Genomic DNA, 16,850 nt, shown 5'->3' on the forward strand with positions numbered 1-16,850 from the left:
AGTGTTGAGAGAAAACTGGAGTGGAGAAAATGAAAGAGAAATCATTAGTTTTTACGTACGGTGTTATTTTTGTCGTAATGATCATCTGGGGCTTGAACATTGTTTTGCTGAAGCTGCTCGTTGATGCTTTCCCGCCGGCGACGATGACGAGCTTCCGTATCATGCTTGCGGGTGTAGTGGCAATTGCCATTGTCCTTTTCAGTAAGCAACTGAGAAAAATGACGAAAAAAGAATGGCAGCTGACGCTGTTAGCCACAATTTTCGGCGTTGTTGGCCATCATTTCTTTCTATCGCAAGGTTTAACGCTAACGAATGCTTCCAATACAGTATTGATTCTGGCGTTGTTGCCGTTAACGACCTTTCTGTTCGCTGTTATCTTTTTAGGGGACCGTTTAACAAAATGGCGCTTCTTTGGCATTATAATGGCTTTTATCGGCGTGATGTTCATCCAGGGACCAGGCGGCAACTGGGCGGTGCAAACAGGGGAGCTGTATGTGTTTATCGCAATGGTGATGCAGGCGATCAGCTTTATTTATATTAAAAAAGCGACCGCTACCCTTGATTCGAAACAGATGACGTCGTTTATGCTCTTATTTGGCTCGATCGGTTTACTCGGTTTAAGCTTGATTATGGAGCCAGCCGGCATGTCAGGCTTAGTCGGAGCGCCGTTTTATCTATATGTTCTGTTTTTCCTATCGGCTGTTGTCGCCACGGCTTTAGGCCACTTTCTATTTAATGCGGCGATTCAGCAAATCGGGGCAGGTCAAACCGCGCTTTTCAATAATTTCGTTCCGTTTTTTGGTCTGGTCAGCTCGGCGATCTTTTTAGGGGAAAAGATCTACTGGTATCAAACCTTCGGCTTCTTATTTATCGTGCTCGGTGTATTGTTTGGCACAGGCTATATTGAACGGATATGGGCAAAGCATCATTCTCTTCCTAAAAAGGCGGTTAAGCATATCTAAAAAGAAGAGTGTTTCACTATTAGCAATGGCTTAACACGGCACAAGCCTGTGGTGGTTCCAGACATTGCGTAAGGGCTGGACAAAAGGTTGTTTTTACCTTTTGCCCAGCCCCTTCTTTTTTAGATCGGACATAAGCTGCTTTATGGGGGCTTCGCCTTCCCTACGTATTCCACAGCTTGAGCTGTTCGGAAATTTCGCGCGTTGTTTGCCGCACTCGTTCAATAAGCTCGTCTTGAATCCGCTCAAGGGTTACGCGATTGCTTGGTCCAGAGATACTGAAGCTGGCAATAATGTTGCCTTTTGCATTATAAATTGGCGCGGCGATACAGCGGATTCCTTCTTCCACTTCTACATTATCAAGGGCGTAGCCCAGCTCCTTCACGCGACTGACTTCCTCAGTTAATTTCTCCGGTGTTGTTATCGTGTTGGGGGTGCGGACTTCAAAGTCGATCTTTTGCAATGTTTGCTCATAGCGCTCTGGCTCCATTCCGGCGAGCAGCACCTTGCCGACTCCTGTGCAGTAAAAAGGACGCCGGTTGCCGATACGGGAATACATGCGGATCGTCTGTGTGCTTTCGAGCTTATCAATGTACAAAACTTCCTCATTATCTTCGATGCAAAGATGAATCGCCTCATTGACATCATCACAGAGCTTTTTTAAATACGGTCTTGACACTTGAATAAGGTCTGAATTGTTCAATAATTGCCTTGATAAATAAACCACTTGATAGCCAAGCTTATATTTATCTGAATCCTTGTCTTTTAAGACGTAATTCATGTTAACAAGAGTTGTCAGAAGACGGTGTGTTGTGCTCTTCGTCAGCCCAACCTGTTCGGAAAGACGCGTCACCTGAATGCCGTCCGGATACTCGGATAAAACGTTTAAAAGCGTAAGAGCGCGCTCCACTGATTGAACGTTTGCCATGTCTAACTCCTTTTGATCAGTTATAAAAAAGAGGATCTCTGAGTTTTATCATAGTGGAATTGGCCCGTATTGTAAACTGCTGTCACGGTTGGAGCAGCATTTTCAATAACGAAGGCAAGCGAAAAAGAAAGCAAATTAAAAATAGTAAAAAAAGTTATTGAAAAAAAAGGAAGGGTTTACTATAATCATTATGTGGAACGACGTATTGCGATACGGAACAATAAAGGGAGGTGGTAAAAGAAAATCATCATATTTGTTTTTGAAAATGAAAAGGGTTACAAAGCAAAAGAAAAATGAATTCATTATGAGGGGGATTAACGATGAAATTGAAAAAACGGATGATGGTCATGTTTGTAAGCGCTGTCTTGATGATTCTTTTCTTGGGGGCATGCGGCAATACGGATTCTTCAGCTGGTGGTTCAGCGGATGGTGGAGAGGGCACTGAGGAGCAGGTGAAAACGAAAACGATTAAAGTGGCCTTTAACCAACCGGAAAATCATCCCCAGTTCAAGGCGATGGAGGAATTTGGCGAGCGCGTGTATGAATTGACGGACGGAGCTTATCAAATTGAAATTTCACCGAATGAATTACTGGGCGCCCAGCGCGAAACAATCGAGCTGGCTCAGTCTGGAACGATCGAAATGTCGATTGTCGCCGGCAGTCTGCTTGAAAACTTCAACGAGGATTTTGCCGTGTTCAATTTGCCCTATGTGTTTGATTCAGCTGAGCATCAAAAAGCGGTGTTAAAGGACAGTGACATTGTCGGTGACTTGTATAAGTCAATTGAGGATCAGGGGATTACCGTATTAGCGGGATTCCATGGCGGAATCCGCAATGTCTATAATTCGATCAAGCCAATTGAGACACCTGAAGATTTACAGGGGATGAAAATCCGTGTCATTGAAAGTGATACCAATATTCAGATGATGGCAGCGATGGGCGGCACCGGTACCCCAATGGGTCAGGGGGAAGTGTATACAGCAATTCAGTCCGGCGTGCTGGATGGCGGTGAAAACAATGAATTGATTTTCGCCAATTTAAATCATGATGAGATTGCTCCTTATTATTCCTATACGCAGCATCTTATGTTTCCTGATTATTTGATCGTAAACACAAACTTCTTTACGAGCATGCCGGCCGAGCATCAGCAGATTTTCCTCGATGAGCTGGATAAGGCGATTGATCTTGAGTTTGAATTGTGGGATCAGGATGTCGAAGCAGCCATCGCAGCAGCGGAGGAAGCCGGAGCAGAATTTAATTATCCGGATACGCAGCTTTTTAAAGATGCCGTCCAGCCGGTTATCGATGAAAAATTAACGACTGATACCGCACAGGCCCTTTATGAAAAAGTGCAAAATGCTTTGCAATAGCTGATGGAGTGGTGATATGAATTGAATCTCATCAAAAAAGGCTTAGATAAAGTATTATCGTTATTCTGTATTGGACTATTCGGCTTTCTGGTACTGTTGGTTACCTGGCAGGTGTTCACTCGGTTCGTGTTAAACGATCCGAGTGTCATCTCAGAGGAATTGGCCAAATACTGCTTCGTCTGGCTTGTGTTATTCGGCGCCGCGTATGTATTTGGAGAGAAGGGACATATGTCGATCGAATTTATAAAACATACATTTCCGCAAAAATGGCAGCTCGGGGCTGATATTACGATTGAAGTCGTGATTATCGTGTTCGCCATTTGCGCGCTCGTAATGGGCGGGTATAACGCCACAAGCCTAGCATGGACACAAATGGCTGCCGCCTTACAAATTCCCGTCGGGTATTTATATGCCGCCATGCCATTAAGCGGGCTCTGCATCGTCTTTTATTGTCTGCATAATATTTACCATTTGATCAAACAAGGCGTGCCTCAAGCAAAGAAAGCATAGTTGCGCAAGGAAGGAGAACCTCCTGATGGATGTTGCTGTTCAAGCCGCATTAATCCTGTTTATTAGTGTTGGTGTTTTGCTCGTGATCGGAGTGCCGATCAGCGTAAGTGTCGGTTTAGCATCCGTACTGGCGATGTTTACAATCGTCGATGCCGGAAATGGAATGTTGACGTCGGCCCAAAGATTATTTACCGGGATAAATTCGTTTACGCTGATTGCGATTCCGTTTTTTATCTTGGCTGGTGTCATTATGAATAATGGCGGTATAGCCATTCGGCTCGTCAATTGCGCCAAAGTGCTGAGTGGCCGGATGCCGGGCTCGCTTGCCCATACAAATATATTGGCTAATATGCTGTTTGGGTCGATTAGCGGATCAGCCGTTGCAGCTTCAGCAGCCGTCGGCAGCACGATGACGCCTCTTCAGGAAAAGGAAGGGTATGACCGCAAATTCAGCGCGGCCGTTAATATCGCCTCAGCACCGACCGGGATGCTTATACCGCCAAGTAACACTTTGATTGTGTATTCCCTTGTTAGTGGGGGAACTTCGATTGCCGCTTTATTTATGGCCGGCTATCTACCTGGAATTCTTTGGGGACTTGGTTGTATGATCGTCGCGCTCGTGCTGGCAAAGCGGTATCGCTTAAAAAGAAATGATCGTATCAGTTTCAGCCAGGCACTGCTTGTTATGTTAGACGCGATTCCAAGCTTGCTGCTTGTCGTTATCGTCATTGGCGGGATTATCGGCGGTGTGTTCACGGCGACGGAAGGCTCAGCGATTGCCGTTGTTTACTCGCTTCTTCTTTCATTCATATATAGAACGATAAAAGTGAAGGATTTGCCGCGGATTTTACTGGAGGCGACGAAAACAACGTCAATTGTTATCTTTTTAGTCGGCGTTTCTTCCATTATGTCCTGGGTGATGTCCTTTACGAATATTCTCGGACTGATCGCCGACGGTCTGCTCAGCTTGACAAGTAATATTTTCGTGATTTTGTTAATTATGAACGTAGTGCTGCTGCTCGTTGGAACATTTATGGATCCAACGCCTGCCGTTTTAATTTTCACCCCGATTTTTCTGCCGATTGCAGTCAGTTTTGGGATTGATCCTGTTCATTTTGGCATTATGCTCGTTTTTAATCTTTGTATTGGAACGATCACCCCGCCGGTCGGACCTGTTCTCTTTGTCGGGGCGAAGGTGGCAAATTTAAAAATTGAAGATGTTATTAAACCGCTTCTGCCTTTTTTCGTTGTCTCAGTTGCCGTGCTGCTGCTCATAACTTATGTGCCGCAGCTGTCAATATGGTTGCCGGGGATTCTTGGTTTGCACAACGGATAAAACAATGGATGGCAAAAGCTGAATTTTATAAAAGAGGTGGAGACGATGAAGGCTGTTTTCTATGAGGGAGATAAAAAAATGACAGTAGGGGAATCGCGGCCGGTTCAACCGGAGGAAGGCGAGGTGCAAATTAAAGTTTCTCATTGTGGAATTTGCGGGACGGACCTTCATATTTATCATGGCGTGATGGACCATCGCGTTACCTTTCCGCAAATTTTAGGTCATGAAATGTCCGGTATTGTTGAGGAGGTCGGTAATGGTGTAGAGAATGTCGCCGTCGGCGACCGGGTAACCGTCCGGCCTTTGTCGCCTTGCGGTCAATGTCCGGCTTGTGAAGCGGGCCACTCGCATATATGTCATCATCTTGCCTTTTTAGGAATCGAGACACAAGGAGCCTTTCAAACGTATTGGAATGTCCCTGCTTATACGATTCATAAGCTGCCGGAGAGTGTGTCATTAAAGCATGGCGCTTTAATCGAACCGTTGGCGGTTGCCTGCCATGATGTCAGAACCGGACAAATCGAAGCAGGCGAATATGTGGTCGTTATTGGTGGCGGACCAATAGGTGCTTTAATTGCGATGGTCGCAAGGCAGAAGGGCGCAACGGTAAAAATTGCTGAAATCAATCCTTATCGGATTAAGCTTCTCCAGCAGTTGGGCTTTGAAGTCGTTGATTCTAAAAACGACGATCTCGAAAAAATCGTTTATGCAGAAACGAATGGAGCGGGAGCGGACGTTGTCTTTGAGGTAACCTCTTCAAAAACAGGAGCGCAAATGATGACAAAGCTGCTGCGAACGAGAGGAAGAATTGTCATCGTTGGAATTTTTGGGCAAGCGCCGCAGGTTGACCTGTTTCAATTTTTTTGGAAGGAATTGAGGATGTTCGGGGCCCGCGTATACGAGCCGGAGGACTTTGACCAGGCGATTGCTCTGGCCGCGTCAGGCGAGCTGCCGCTTGAGCAGGTGATAACAAATGTCTACCCATTGGAAAATCTCGAGCAGGGACTAAAGGAAATGGAAGGGGGCGGCAATGTGATGAAAGTGCTGCTCACTTGTTCATAAAAAGATAGGAGGTCAAAAGAGAGATGACTGTACTCGATATGTTTAAGCTTGATGGAAAAAGGGCGCTGGTCACAGGATGCAAGCGCGGAATTGGCAAGGCGCTTGCCGAGGCTTTGGCTGAAGCAGGGGCCGATATTATCGGTGTTAGCGCGACTCTTGGGGAAAACAGTGAGGTGGAGCAAAGCGTAAAAGCATTAGGCCGGCAGTTCAAGGGCTATACTTGTGATTTTTCAGACCGCGATCAGCTCTATGCATTTATTGCCGAGCTACAAAGGGATTTCGGAACGATTGATATTCTAGTCAACAATGCAGGGACGATTAAAAGAAACCCGGCTGCGGAGCATTCGGATGAATACTGGGATGAGGTTGTTAATGTGAACCTGGACGCGCAATTTATTTTAAGCCGGGAAATCGGGAAAATGATGATATCACAACAATCTGGTAAAATCATTTTCACCGCTTCGTTGCTGACGTTTCAGGGTGGGATCAATGTACCGGGGTATGCGGCAAGCAAAGGGGCGATTGGTCAATTAACGAAGGCGCTGGCAAACGAGTGGGCGGCGAAGGGAATTCAGGTTAACGCGATCGCCCCAGGTTATATTGCAACCGATAATACAGAGGCATTGCGTGCGGATCCCCAACGCTCACAAGAAATACTGGCGCGGATCCCTGCCGGCCGCTGGGGAGAACCGGAAGATTTTAAGGCAACCATTGTTTATTTAGCATCGAATGCATCGAATTACGTCAACGGCACGATTATTACCGTCGACGGAGGCTGGATGGGCAGGTAAATAAGGGAGAGAAAAAGAAGAGAAGGGATTGGAGAATATGGAGAATCGATATGCGGCAAACCCGACTGATGTAAAGCAATATACAACCGAACGTCTGAGGGAAGACTTTCTTATCGAGAAGTTGTTTACTGATGGAGAACTAAAAATGGTGTACAGTCACTATGACCGGACCGTCATTGGCGGCGCGGTTCCGGTGGAGAACGAGCTAAAGCTTGAAGCGGGTGATTTTCTGCGTACTGCTTATTTTCTCGAACGCCGTGAAGTGGGCATTATTAATATTGGTGGTCAAGGGAAGGTTACGGTCGACGGTGAGGAATATCTTCTGAATAAGCGTGATTGTCTCTATATCGGCCGCGGGAAGAAAAGTGTGCTGTTTGCAAGTGTCGACGTTAAAGCGCCAGCGAGGCTTTACTTTGTCTCGACAACGGCGCACCGGGATTATCCGACGAAGGTGCTGCCGATTGACGCTGCCGTTCCAACAAGACTCGGTTCAGGTGCGCAGTCCAATAACCGGACGATTTACAAATACATTCATGAGGAAGGAATTCAAAGCTGTCAGCTGATGATGGGGATGACGATTTTGGAGCCGAATAATATGTGGAATACAATGCCTGCCCATGTGCATGATCGGCGCAATGAGGTTTATCTCTATTTTGATATGGAGGAAGAGTCGCGTGTGTTCCATTTCATGGGGGAGCCGTCAGAGACGAGGCATTTACTCGTCAAAAATGAGGAAGCCGTCATTTCGCCACCCTGGTCGATTCATTCTGGTGTAGGCACGAACAATTATACGTTTATATGGGCGATGGCTGGTGAAAATTATACCTTTACAGACATGGATTTTGTAGAGATGAAGAATCTCCGTTAAAAAAGAGAGCTTGAGCAAAAACTGGCTTTGGACCTACTGGCAATGGCTTCACACGCCACAAGCCCGTTGTGAGAAACCCACTCACAACGGGCTTTAAAAGATCGTGGCGGTTCCGCTCATTGCTTAAGGCTGGGCAAAAGGTAAAAAAACAACCTTTTGTCCCAGCCTCTCTTGGAACGCTCCCTTAATTAGCTGACAAAGAAATTCATCGTCGGGGTGATGACGCTTTTCAGCTGCTGTTGCTGTTCGGCTGAAAGCGGTACAAGCGGCAGCCGGACCGAACCGGCTTTAATCCCCTGCATTTCCAGCGCAGCCTTTACCGGAGTCGGGTTAGGTGCCATAAACAATGATTTCATCACCGGCAGGAGCTGGCGATGCTGCAGGGCAGCAGCTTGAACCTGTCCCGCCTGAAAATTACGGACCATTTGCTGCATTTCATTGCCGATAATATGCGAGGCGACTGACACGACACCAATTCCGCCGATGGAAAGAATCGGCAGTGTCAGGCTGTCATCTCCACTGTAAAGGGAGAAACCGTCTGGAGCGCCTTCGATAATCGCCGCCATTGCTTCTAAATCCGCGCTGGCTTCTTTCGTCGCGACAATATTAGGCACCTCGGCAAGGCGCAGCGTCGTTTCAACCGACATCGTCACAGCGCTGCGGCCAGGGATGTTATATAACATCACCGGAAGCTTTGTAGACTGGGCGATCGTGCTGAAATGGGCAAAGATTCCTTCTTGGGAAGGCTTATTATAATAAGGAACGACAAGCATAATGCCATCGACACCGAGCTTTTCCGCCTTTTGTGTCAGCTCGATGGAAGCCTGTGTATTATTTGAGCCTGTGCCGGCAATAACCGGAACCTTACCGTCCGCTGCTTTTACAACTGTGTCAAACAATAAGCATTTCTCTTCTGTTGATAATGTCGGCGATTCACCTGTTGTTCCACCAACGACCAATGCGTCTGAGCCATTCGCGATTAAATGGGCGACAAGCTCCTTTGTTGCTTCTACATCAACTTGTCCATGCTGATTAAACGGTGTCACCATCGCTGTAATAATTCGTCCGAAATTCATCCTGATTCACCCTCAATTCTAAAAAGTTTACATACGTTGTTTGGGCTACTTTGGGAAGCACAAAAAAACAACAACGAGCTCTCGACTCATTGTTGCAGGGCTAGCTGTACATAAGTACGTAAACAACGCTAGACCAATCAATGTGTGAGATAGCCCTCCATATAGCAAACGCTATATGACAGTCCTGTATTTATTCAATACAGTCCCAGCCAACGGACTATGAGCTTCCGTTAACTTCGGCAAATTCCCCTTTCAACCTGCTTCTTCAGAGCTCATACTCCTCGACAAGCTTACTTATGGCATTTGCGCCTCTACCCTCACTTCAGCGTATGAAGTAAGTTCTTACATGAATTTGTGTCTACCTTAACAGATGCTGCTAATAATTGCAATACTTTAGGGCGAATTTGAATGATTCTTAAAAAGAACCGATGAAAATTCAAGAAACAGGCTTTTCTTATTTCATTAAGAAAGGAACCATTTTTGTTTGCAATTGATTCAGCAGTTTGTCAAGCTCCTGGCTGCATTGTACGGTGACCTCTGCGGTCAGTCCGTAGGTTTTGGCAAGTGTTAACATTTGTTCCCGCTTTTGTTCAATTTTTAAGTAATACATTGCTTCACTCCATTTTATATTTTGCAAATTGCACATTGTTTTATCTCTCACAATGCTACATTATACCCGGTTTTTGTAAATAAAAAAGCGATTCCACGAAAGTAGTCAGAAATAGAGATGTTTCCTGATAATTCGACATTTCTTTCAGTGGAGCGTTGCACCAATACTGTTGAATATTGCAAGAGTGAAATAAAAAGAATGTCGCAAACTAACCAAAAAGAAAGGAGGTAACGATGAAGAATTTTATTTGCATCATTCTTATATCGGGTATTCTTTTTTGCGGCGGGTGTCAAGTAGAACAAAAGTCGGTCATGGGGGCCAACTCCAATCGCGAGGAAGGCTTCAGCGGCTACGGGGTGACGCACGTCCGCAGCCTGGAAGGACCGTTAATGGATCTGGTCGTCCCTGATCGCGCTCCTAAAGGGTTGACAGACCCTGTACATTCCCTTCGTCATGAAGGCCAGTATACAACGAATAAGCGGATTCTAAGCACAAGGCGTGGAGAACGAATATTGAATAACCGGCTGAACGTGTTGCGCGATAAATACCCTCATCGTGATAAGCCGTATTTGCAAAAGAAACCGTACCAGGTTCAAACGGAACAAACAGCACAGGGGGCAAGGCTCCGTCGGATTGAACAACGGATTGAAGCCCTTGAACATATCGAGGATGCCCATGTGCTCGCCGAAGGAGACCGGATTATTATCGGAATCGAATCAGATGAACAGGACCGGAAAAAGGTAATTAACGCCGTCGAAAATGAAATCAGTGATGAGATAGGCGGAGCCACTGTCTATATTACAACAAATCGGCGCCTGATTAACCAAATGAATGCGATTGAGCACCATGTCTCCTGGCCTCATCCGTTTGAGGGGGTTGGCGGCACCGTGGGTGAAATCGCCGATCTGATTGATGATACGGTTCAGGGGCGCAGGTAACTGCGCACGCTGTCCGTTCACCATCCTGAAAAAAGTTGTGCCAACCTGTGTGTGGAACAACTTTTTTTCAGTGGAATTAGTAAAGACCGTGTTCTTCCGAGACATTTAAATATTCTCGTTCCATCAGCTTATGGGACATGACCACATTTTCATAATAAATTCTACCGTTCGCGAGCTGCGACATATCACCGCTGTCAGCCACTGCTGTAATCAGATCTGAAAGCGCGCGTGCTTCAATTAACGTACTCATCTGGACCTGGAAAAAGCCATTAAATTCAGGAGGAGGCGTCAATGCTTGAAGCTGCTCGCTCTGCGTTTCAAAAGCCGTTAAGGCGGCCTCGATATGCTGAAGTTCTCCCGGCGCGAGGTTTGGTGAATCAAAATAAGGAGAAATCTCCCGAAGCAACTCGCCTGATTGCGCTAAGTAGTAGCCAACTTCACTGGCAAAAGACTGAAGCTCATTCGTTTGCAAGCCGCGCACTTTATTTTGATCTGTATTGTTGGAATGGAGAGCCAGGTTGTCCGCGGGCTTATTCTGCTCAGCTTCGAGGTTTTTGACAAGATCGGCTTGTGGGTTCATGCCACAGCCTGAAAGCAGAAAAAATAAAGGAAGCATCATCGTGAGGAACGTGGCTCGACTACACATAGATCTTCAACTCTCTTTCATAACCAATTTTTCTTTAGTATGGAAGCATCCGCTTTTTTTATGCATCATGGCTCCGGCTAACCCGTATATATGGTAGAAAGGGGGGAAGGGGGAGCGGAGCATGGCGGTAATCGCGTTCAGCATTTTCTTTTTTGCTTTGTTTTTTTTCGTCATGATGGTTGGAAATCATATGTCACACACATTGGAAACACTGGTCAATAAACGGGCCGATGAACAATTGCTGGAGATTGATGAACAATTAAAAAAGAAATGAGTGCCGGGTCTGGTGAAGGTGATGGAACCTTGACCGCTTTTTTTTTGAAATAGAAACATCTATGTATTAATACAATTTTCAGAAAAAGGTTGACTATTGTATAACAGAAGGATATACTGGCGGTAAGAGAAAGAGAAGAACACAGACGGTGGAATAAGAAAAATGGGAGGGAGATCTTCATGCGAAAACAGAGCAAGGAAACTGACCGCAAGCCGATTGAAGTGAAGGAAGAGCCGACGATCCTTGAATCGATTAATGATTATTACAGCCGTACTTGATCAGCCATAAAAAGGTGCTCGTTCATTTTGCCGGGTGCCTTTTCTTTTCTTGTTATGAGACAGTTGAGGCTGAGCGCGAGGCAATAGTAAATTATTGCGCTTGCATTTTTGTCAATAATAAGTTATAGTTAAGTCAATGGTTGTCGACTTCATTCCCAGATAGCTCTTTTCATTCCCTGGCGCGGTCAAGGAACCGTAAAGATGAATGAGAGGTAGGGCTTTCATCGTTTGAAGATTGATACTTGATCCTTGATAGCCAATTATAATTTGATTTTGCTCATCAATATTAAGAAACACAGATTCATAAGAGTTCGGTATTCACATGTTATAAGGGATATTCACTCGATCGATTTGTGATTGATGTTCCTTATAATATGTGAATTTTTTATTTACCTTGGTTTGTAAATATGATTAGCATATTAAGTAAATACTATTAAGATTGGGGTTTTTAGCATGGCACAAACTGGAACAGTTAAATGGTTCAATGCAGAAAAAGGATTCGGTTTCATTGAAGTAGAAGGCGGAAACGACGTATTCGTACACTTCAGTGCTATTACTGGTGAAGGTTTCAAAACACTTGACGAAGGTCAATCAGTTGAATTTGAAATCGTTGAAGGCGACCGTGGACCACAAGCAGCTAACGTTGTAAAACTTTAATTTGCTTATATAAAAAGGGTGCCCCCCTGGGGGGCACCCTTTTTAGTATGCTTTTTAAAGTCACATCTGCTTTAGCCTTGTTCAATCTATGAAGGATAGTGAATTGGTGATGCCGGTCCAAGATCAATTCCAAGCAGCATCCAGACGATTAACATCAGCGTCCAGACGATTGAGAAGACAATCGAGTATGGAACCATAACAGAAATAAGAGTTCCGATACCCATTTTCTTATCATATTTTTGCGCAAAGGCGATGATAATCGCGAAATAAGTCATCAATGGTGAGATGATGTTCGTTGTCGAATCAGCGATCCGGTAAGCCATTTGCGTCAGTTCCGGAGAATAGCCGAGCTGCATCATAATCGGAATGAAGACCGGAGCCATAATCGCCCATTTCGCCGAGGCGCTGCCGATAAATAAATTAATCAAGCCTGTAACGGCGATAAAGGCCAGAACGAGCGGAATTCCCGTGAAATTCACACTCTGCAAAAACTCAGCCCCATAGACACCAAGAACAATCCCCATATTTGTTTCGTTAAAATAGGCAACAAATTGACCGGCCGTAAAGGCGAGAACGACAAACATTCCCATTGAAGCCATCGTGTCGGACATTTGGTTCGCAACATCTTTATCATTGCGAATCGTCTTCATTAATACGCCATATACAATCCCCGGGACGAGGAATAGCACTAAAATAACAGGGCCTAATGAGCGCATGAACGGAGAATTGGCGATCGGATTCGGTCCATCCCCGCGCAGGGGTCCCCATTCAGGCAGCACAAGCAGCGACATAATGATTGCAACAACAACCATTGAAATTCCTGCCCATGTGAGGGCGCGCTTTTCTTCTTTTTGTAAGTAATCGATTCCCGTAGCGCTTGTTTCCAGTTTGTTTTTGTACGTGCCAAGTCTCGGCTCGACGATTTTTTCAGTGACGAATGTTCCGGCAATGGTCAGGACGAATACAGAGACCGCGATAAAGTAGTAGTTCATCGCAATATTGATTGTCTCCGCATAAGCGGGATCAAAGGTTGCCGCTGCCTGCCGTGTCAGCTCTCCAAGCATTGGATCGGTGGCAGACAGAAATAAATTCGCGCTGAAACCGGCGGATACACCGGCGAATGCGGCTGCAAGTCCGGCGAGAGGGTGCCGCCCCAATGCGACAAAGAGCAGTGCTCCCAATGGCGGAAGAACAACATAGCCGGCGTCGGATGCGACGCTTGACATAATTCCGGCGAAAACTAGGGCAGCTGTAATTAAACGGCTAGGGACAGAAGTGACAAGGCCGCGTAACGCAGCGCTAATAAGCTGACTTCTTTCGGCGACGCCAATCCCGATCATCGTTGCCAGGACAACACCGAGCGGAGCAAAGTTGATAAAATTGCTGACCATATTGGTCACAATATAAGCGATTCCTTCTCCGCTTAACAGATTGGTGATCGCTAGTGTTTCACCTGGTTCCGTCGGATTCTCGACACTGATGTTGAATGAGGATAATAAAGCGGACATGAAAACAACAATGACGGCTAGTATAGCAAACAGTGTAATCGGATGAGGCAGTTTATTGCCGACCCGTTCAATAAAGCTTAAAAATTTTCCGAAAATACCTTGTTTCTTTATTGAATCATCCATCAAGATAAACTCCTTTCATCATAAAATATAGGAAATGTGCAATCTGTTTATTAGGAAACACGATTTTGATTCTACCGTATTATTAACGGAGCGTGGGGGAAAAAACAAAAAATAGTAAAAATGACCTAAAAGATATTTCAGAAAAATAAATGTATTGCTTCTATTTGCTAATTTAGTAGGGAATCATCGGAAGGATAGTCCAATAAAATTATGGTAAGCAAATTAGAAATGGAAAGAGGGGAAGTTGCTTCGATTTTTTTAAAGATAAGAAAGTAGAAAAGTTTTCGGGTTGATTCGAGGAAGGGCGTCGGCTTCTAAGAAAGGACGCTACGTGTTTTCTTATTTCCTGTAATTTTATTATGTAAACAATAAAACTGACATAATGACGAAAATCAATGAATAGGATAAAATAAAGAGGTGAAAACGCTTTCTGGCAGGCGATCACTTGTGAAAGTTGGTGAACTGTATGAAAAAACTTGTTCATGAAGACTTATCACTCGCTATAACGCGTAAGGAGTTAAAAGGAATTGTCCAGGCTTGTTTGAACCAGCAATTTCAAATATTTTGGGGGTTTCATAAAGGGACGATGATTTTGCACATTTATAATTCAGAGGAGCGGAATTTATTAACATTCCGTCGTCATAAACATTACCTTGAGCTTCTGCGGGCCCAAATCATTAGTTTCCCTGTGCTGCAAGTACTTGATTTCTCGATTCAATTTACGTTGAAAACGAGGAAGAGGCTGGAGCAAAAAAGAAAACGGACAGCCCGGGAGATTTATCAGGAGATCGACTATTATTTAATGGTCCTTCATGAAGAGCTGACGACTAACAATCAAATGAGTGTGCAGGAAATAAAACATAAACTGGAGGAGTTACGGAGGGAGCAGAAGCGTCTGGCAAAGGGCTGAGCCGCCGCCTCAAGTATTGGAGAGAATCCATGGTACGGCGGCACGCAGGCTTGGGAAATGAGCATCGGCGCCGGTCACGTTTTGTCCAATACCAATCGTCGTACATCCCGCTTTTTTGCCCGCTTCAATATCAGCCTGCCGGTCGCCGACCATCACGCTTGCTGCAAGATCAACATCATATCTCACGGCTAAATCTTCAAGCATTTTCGAGCCTGGTTTGCGGCAGGCGCAGCCTGCATGGGGAGCGTGGGCACAATAGGCAATCGCCGTGATTCTGGCCTCGTAAGCAGCCAACTGCCTGATCATCTCCTGATGAACCTCCTGGAGGGAAGCTTCACTCATGTAGCCAAGGCCGACGCCGCCCTGGTTTGTTACGACAAATACCGGCCAGTTCGCCCGGTTGAGAAGATGTATCGCTTCACCGACACCATCTAACAAGAAAAAATGCGATGGACGATTGACGAATCTCACTCGTTTCGATAACACTTCATTTATTACCCCATCCCGGTCTAAAAAAACAGCTTGTCTCATAATGCCTCCTTTCAAGATTAATCATAAGCAAAATTGCTGATTTTCATACGGAAAAGAGATTTTAAATAATAAAAATATTCAGAATTATATTGACTGATCGATTCTGAGCCGCTAGAATAAACGTGAATAAGCGAGGATTTAATTGTAAACGTTTTCTTATATTATGCGTAATTTAGCTGATTTCTCCAATTTAACCGCTTTTAATTCAAAGAATTTGTCGAAAAAAATGTAAACGTTTTCTTAAGATCGCCCTTTATCACTGAAAGGAGGTGGGGAAAACGACTGACTTCGCAAGACGATAACAGGTAAGGAGGAGATAATATGGGAAAAAAAGAGGTCTTACGGTGATTTTATTTGTAAGCGTTATCATGATGCTTGCTGCCTGCGGTGGCGGAACGTCAAGCGATCCTGCACAAACTCCGGATGCACCGGCGCCTGATGCCGGCGGGGAGGCCGCAAATAATGGAGAAGTGCGAACATTTTCATTCGGCTACGACCAGCCGCAGTCCACCGGTTACGGAATCGCCGGAGAAATTTTTCGTGAGAAGCTTGAAGAATTAAGCGGCGGCAAGATGACGATTGCCCATTATCCGGGAGCTCAGCTTGGCTCAGAGCCTGAAATGCTGCAAAAGGTTCGTTCCGGAGATATTGACTTTATTATCAGTTCTACTGCGAATGCGACAACTGTAGCGGAGCAGTCAGCCGTTTTTTCCTTGCATTATATTTTTGAGGATGAAGACCACCTCGCCCGCGCCTTGGCTGATCCGGAAGTCACGCAGGCATTGAAGGATATGTTCAGTGAGTCGGTAACCGGAGCACAAGTATTGTCGCCGATGACGCTAGGTTTGCGCAATATTGTATTCCAAGGATGAAATTCAGAGCGTCGACGATCTCAATGGCAAAAAAATTCGCGTACAAGCCACAAGAACCGAGGACGTGCATATGCCGGCCTATGGAGCGCAAACCGTTCATATGGCATTTGGCGAAGTCTACACGTCACTCCAGACCGGAGTAATGGATATCGCTGAAAACGGCATTAATGTTTATTTGGAAAACAAGCATTATGAGGTTGCCCCGATCCTCTCGATTACTCAGCATGCCGCCAACAATTCCGTCGTCTGGGCGAGCGACAAAGTGATGGAAAGCTTAACGGAAGAAGAAAGGGAATGGGTTCAGGCTGCCGCTGATGAAGTCGGCAAAAACCAGCCGAAGAAGGCATTGGAGCTGGAAGCGGAGTCGTTGGCCGAACTGGAAGAGCTTGGAGTGAAAGTGGTGAAGGAGGTAGACAAGTCGGGCTTTATGGAAGCGGCCGAACCGATTCAGGATCAATTAGCGGCGGAAATGGGACCGCATGCCGAGAAAATTTTACAGCTCGTTCGTGCGTTGCGCTAAGCAAACTCGTTTTCGGTAACGGATCGCCAGCAATTTGAGCAAGGTCTGCTTCAACAGCCATTCCGTCTTTGGAGCAGACCCGT

19 protein-coding genes and 1 riboswitch are annotated in these 16,850 nt (G+C 45.5%); of the genes, 13 read left to right on the forward strand and 6 right to left on the reverse strand.

The window, feature by feature from the left end:
• The first annotated feature begins 29 nt into the window (after positions 1 to 29).
• Positions 30 to 962 carry a DMT family transporter gene (locus M3212_RS10980; protein WP_251194012.1) on the forward strand — a complete coding sequence of 311 codons (933 nt, stop codon included), beginning with the start codon at positions 30 to 32 and terminating at the stop codon, positions 960 to 962.
• 160 nt (positions 963 to 1,122) lie between these two features.
• Here M3212_RS10980 and M3212_RS10985 read toward each other — a convergent pair whose 3' ends face one another.
• Entirely contained in the window at positions 1,123 to 1,887 is a 765-nt protein-coding gene (locus tag M3212_RS10985) for an IclR family transcriptional regulator (protein ID WP_251194013.1), read from the reverse strand.
• Between the two features lie 320 nt (positions 1,888 to 2,207).
• On the opposite strand from M3212_RS10985, the gene M3212_RS10990 reads away from it, so the two are divergent.
• The 6 genes from M3212_RS10990 to kduI are packed head-to-tail and all read left to right on the forward strand — an operon-like array spanning position 2,208 to position 7,824.
• Positions 2,208 to 3,257: a TRAP transporter substrate-binding protein gene (locus tag M3212_RS10990; protein WP_251194014.1), complete on the forward strand. Its 1,050-nt coding sequence runs from the start codon at positions 2,208 to 2,210 to the stop codon at positions 3,255 to 3,257.
• Positions 3,258 to 3,278: 21 nt separating this feature from the next.
• Positions 3,279 to 3,767 (forward strand): TRAP transporter small permease, encoded by a 489-nt coding sequence (locus M3212_RS10995; protein WP_251194015.1) that lies wholly within the window; start codon positions 3,279 to 3,281, stop codon positions 3,765 to 3,767.
• A 25-nt stretch (positions 3,768 to 3,792) separates the two neighbouring features.
• Entirely contained in the window at positions 3,793 to 5,103 is a 1,311-nt protein-coding gene (locus M3212_RS11000) for a TRAP transporter large permease (RefSeq protein ID WP_251194016.1), read from the forward strand.
• A gap of 45 nt (positions 5,104 to 5,148) precedes the next feature.
• Complete coding sequence (locus tag M3212_RS11005; RefSeq protein WP_251194017.1) at positions 5,149 to 6,165, forward strand: zinc-dependent alcohol dehydrogenase; 1,017 nt, start codon at positions 5,149 to 5,151, stop codon at positions 6,163 to 6,165.
• 23 nt (positions 6,166 to 6,188) lie between these two features.
• Positions 6,189 to 6,956, forward strand: a complete 768-nt coding sequence (locus tag M3212_RS11010) for an SDR family oxidoreductase (RefSeq protein ID WP_251194018.1) — start codon at positions 6,189 to 6,191, stop codon at positions 6,954 to 6,956.
• 37 nt (positions 6,957 to 6,993) lie between these two features.
• Positions 6,994 to 7,824 carry a 5-dehydro-4-deoxy-D-glucuronate isomerase gene (gene kduI, locus M3212_RS11015; RefSeq protein ID WP_251194019.1) on the forward strand — a complete coding sequence of 277 codons (831 nt, stop codon included), beginning with the start codon at positions 6,994 to 6,996 and terminating at the stop codon, positions 7,822 to 7,824.
• Positions 7,825 to 8,012: 188 nt separating this feature from the next.
• On the opposite strand, the gene dapA is transcribed toward kduI, so the two are convergent.
• Together dapA and M3212_RS11025 are read right to left on the reverse strand one after the other, a co-directional pair.
• Positions 8,013 to 8,900, reverse strand: a complete 888-nt coding sequence (dapA, locus tag M3212_RS11020; RefSeq protein WP_251194020.1) for a 4-hydroxy-tetrahydrodipicolinate synthase — start codon at positions 8,898 to 8,900, stop codon at positions 8,013 to 8,015.
• 142 nt (positions 8,901 to 9,042) lie between these two features.
• A riboswitch (Lysine riboswitch) is annotated at positions 9,043 to 9,222 on the reverse strand.
• A gap of 132 nt (positions 9,223 to 9,354) precedes the next feature.
• Entirely contained in the window at positions 9,355 to 9,510 is a 156-nt protein-coding gene (locus M3212_RS11025; protein WP_251194021.1) for an aspartyl-phosphate phosphatase Spo0E family protein, read from the reverse strand.
• A gap of 233 nt (positions 9,511 to 9,743) precedes the next feature.
• Here M3212_RS11025 and M3212_RS11030 point away from each other — a divergent pair, with 233 nt between their 5' ends.
• Positions 9,744 to 10,448 carry a YhcN/YlaJ family sporulation lipoprotein gene (locus tag M3212_RS11030; RefSeq protein ID WP_251194022.1) on the forward strand — a complete coding sequence of 235 codons (705 nt, stop codon included), beginning with the start codon at positions 9,744 to 9,746 and terminating at the stop codon, positions 10,446 to 10,448.
• 76 nt (positions 10,449 to 10,524) lie between these two features.
• Here the strand turns inward: M3212_RS11030 and M3212_RS11035 are convergent, their stop codons facing one another.
• Entirely contained in the window at positions 10,525 to 11,094 is a 570-nt protein-coding gene (locus M3212_RS11035; protein WP_251194023.1) for a hypothetical protein, read from the reverse strand.
• 121 nt (positions 11,095 to 11,215) lie between these two features.
• On the opposite strand from M3212_RS11035, the gene M3212_RS11040 reads away from it, so the two are divergent.
• Both M3212_RS11040 and M3212_RS11045 read left to right on the forward strand, forming a co-directional pair.
• Positions 11,216 to 11,368, forward strand: a complete 153-nt coding sequence (locus M3212_RS11040; RefSeq protein ID WP_251194024.1) for a hypothetical protein — start codon at positions 11,216 to 11,218, stop codon at positions 11,366 to 11,368.
• Between the two features lie 731 nt (positions 11,369 to 12,099).
• Positions 12,100 to 12,303 carry a cold-shock protein gene (locus tag M3212_RS11045; protein WP_251194025.1) on the forward strand — a complete coding sequence of 68 codons (204 nt, stop codon included), beginning with the start codon at positions 12,100 to 12,102 and terminating at the stop codon, positions 12,301 to 12,303.
• Positions 12,304 to 12,389: 86 nt separating this feature from the next.
• Here the strand turns inward: M3212_RS11045 and M3212_RS11050 are convergent, their stop codons facing one another.
• On the reverse strand, positions 12,390 to 13,934 hold the full coding sequence (locus M3212_RS11050; RefSeq protein WP_251194026.1) for an AbgT family transporter: 1,545 nt from the start codon (positions 13,932 to 13,934) through the stop codon (positions 12,390 to 12,392).
• A 466-nt stretch (positions 13,935 to 14,400) separates the two neighbouring features.
• Here M3212_RS11050 and M3212_RS11055 point away from each other — a divergent pair, with 466 nt between their 5' ends.
• A complete protein-coding gene (locus M3212_RS11055; RefSeq protein ID WP_251194027.1) occupies positions 14,401 to 14,844 on the forward strand; it encodes a hypothetical protein in 444 nt (147 codons plus the stop codon).
• A gap of 9 nt (positions 14,845 to 14,853) precedes the next feature.
• Here the strand turns inward: M3212_RS11055 and M3212_RS11060 are convergent, their stop codons facing one another.
• Positions 14,854 to 15,375 (reverse strand): D-glycero-alpha-D-manno-heptose-1,7-bisphosphate 7-phosphatase, encoded by a 522-nt coding sequence (locus M3212_RS11060; protein WP_251194028.1) that lies wholly within the window; start codon positions 15,373 to 15,375, stop codon positions 14,854 to 14,856.
• 344 nt (positions 15,376 to 15,719) lie between these two features.
• On the opposite strand from M3212_RS11060, the gene dctP (M3212_RS11065) reads away from it, so the two are divergent.
• Both dctP (M3212_RS11065) and dctP (M3212_RS11070) read left to right on the forward strand, forming a co-directional pair.
• A complete protein-coding gene (gene dctP / locus M3212_RS11065; protein WP_251194029.1) occupies positions 15,720 to 16,247 on the forward strand; it encodes a TRAP transporter substrate-binding protein DctP in 528 nt (175 codons plus the stop codon).
• Complete coding sequence (gene dctP / locus M3212_RS11070) at positions 16,231 to 16,767, forward strand: TRAP transporter substrate-binding protein DctP (protein ID WP_251194030.1); 537 nt, start codon at positions 16,231 to 16,233, stop codon at positions 16,765 to 16,767. Before dctP (M3212_RS11065) ends, dctP (M3212_RS11070) begins: the two co-directional genes overlap by 17 nt.
• Positions 16,768 to 16,850 lie beyond the last annotated feature (83 nt).

The organism is Halalkalibacter oceani, assembly GCF_023715705.1.
GTDB lineage: Bacteria > Bacillota > Bacilli > Bacillales > Bacillaceae_D > Halalkalibacter > Halalkalibacter oceani_A.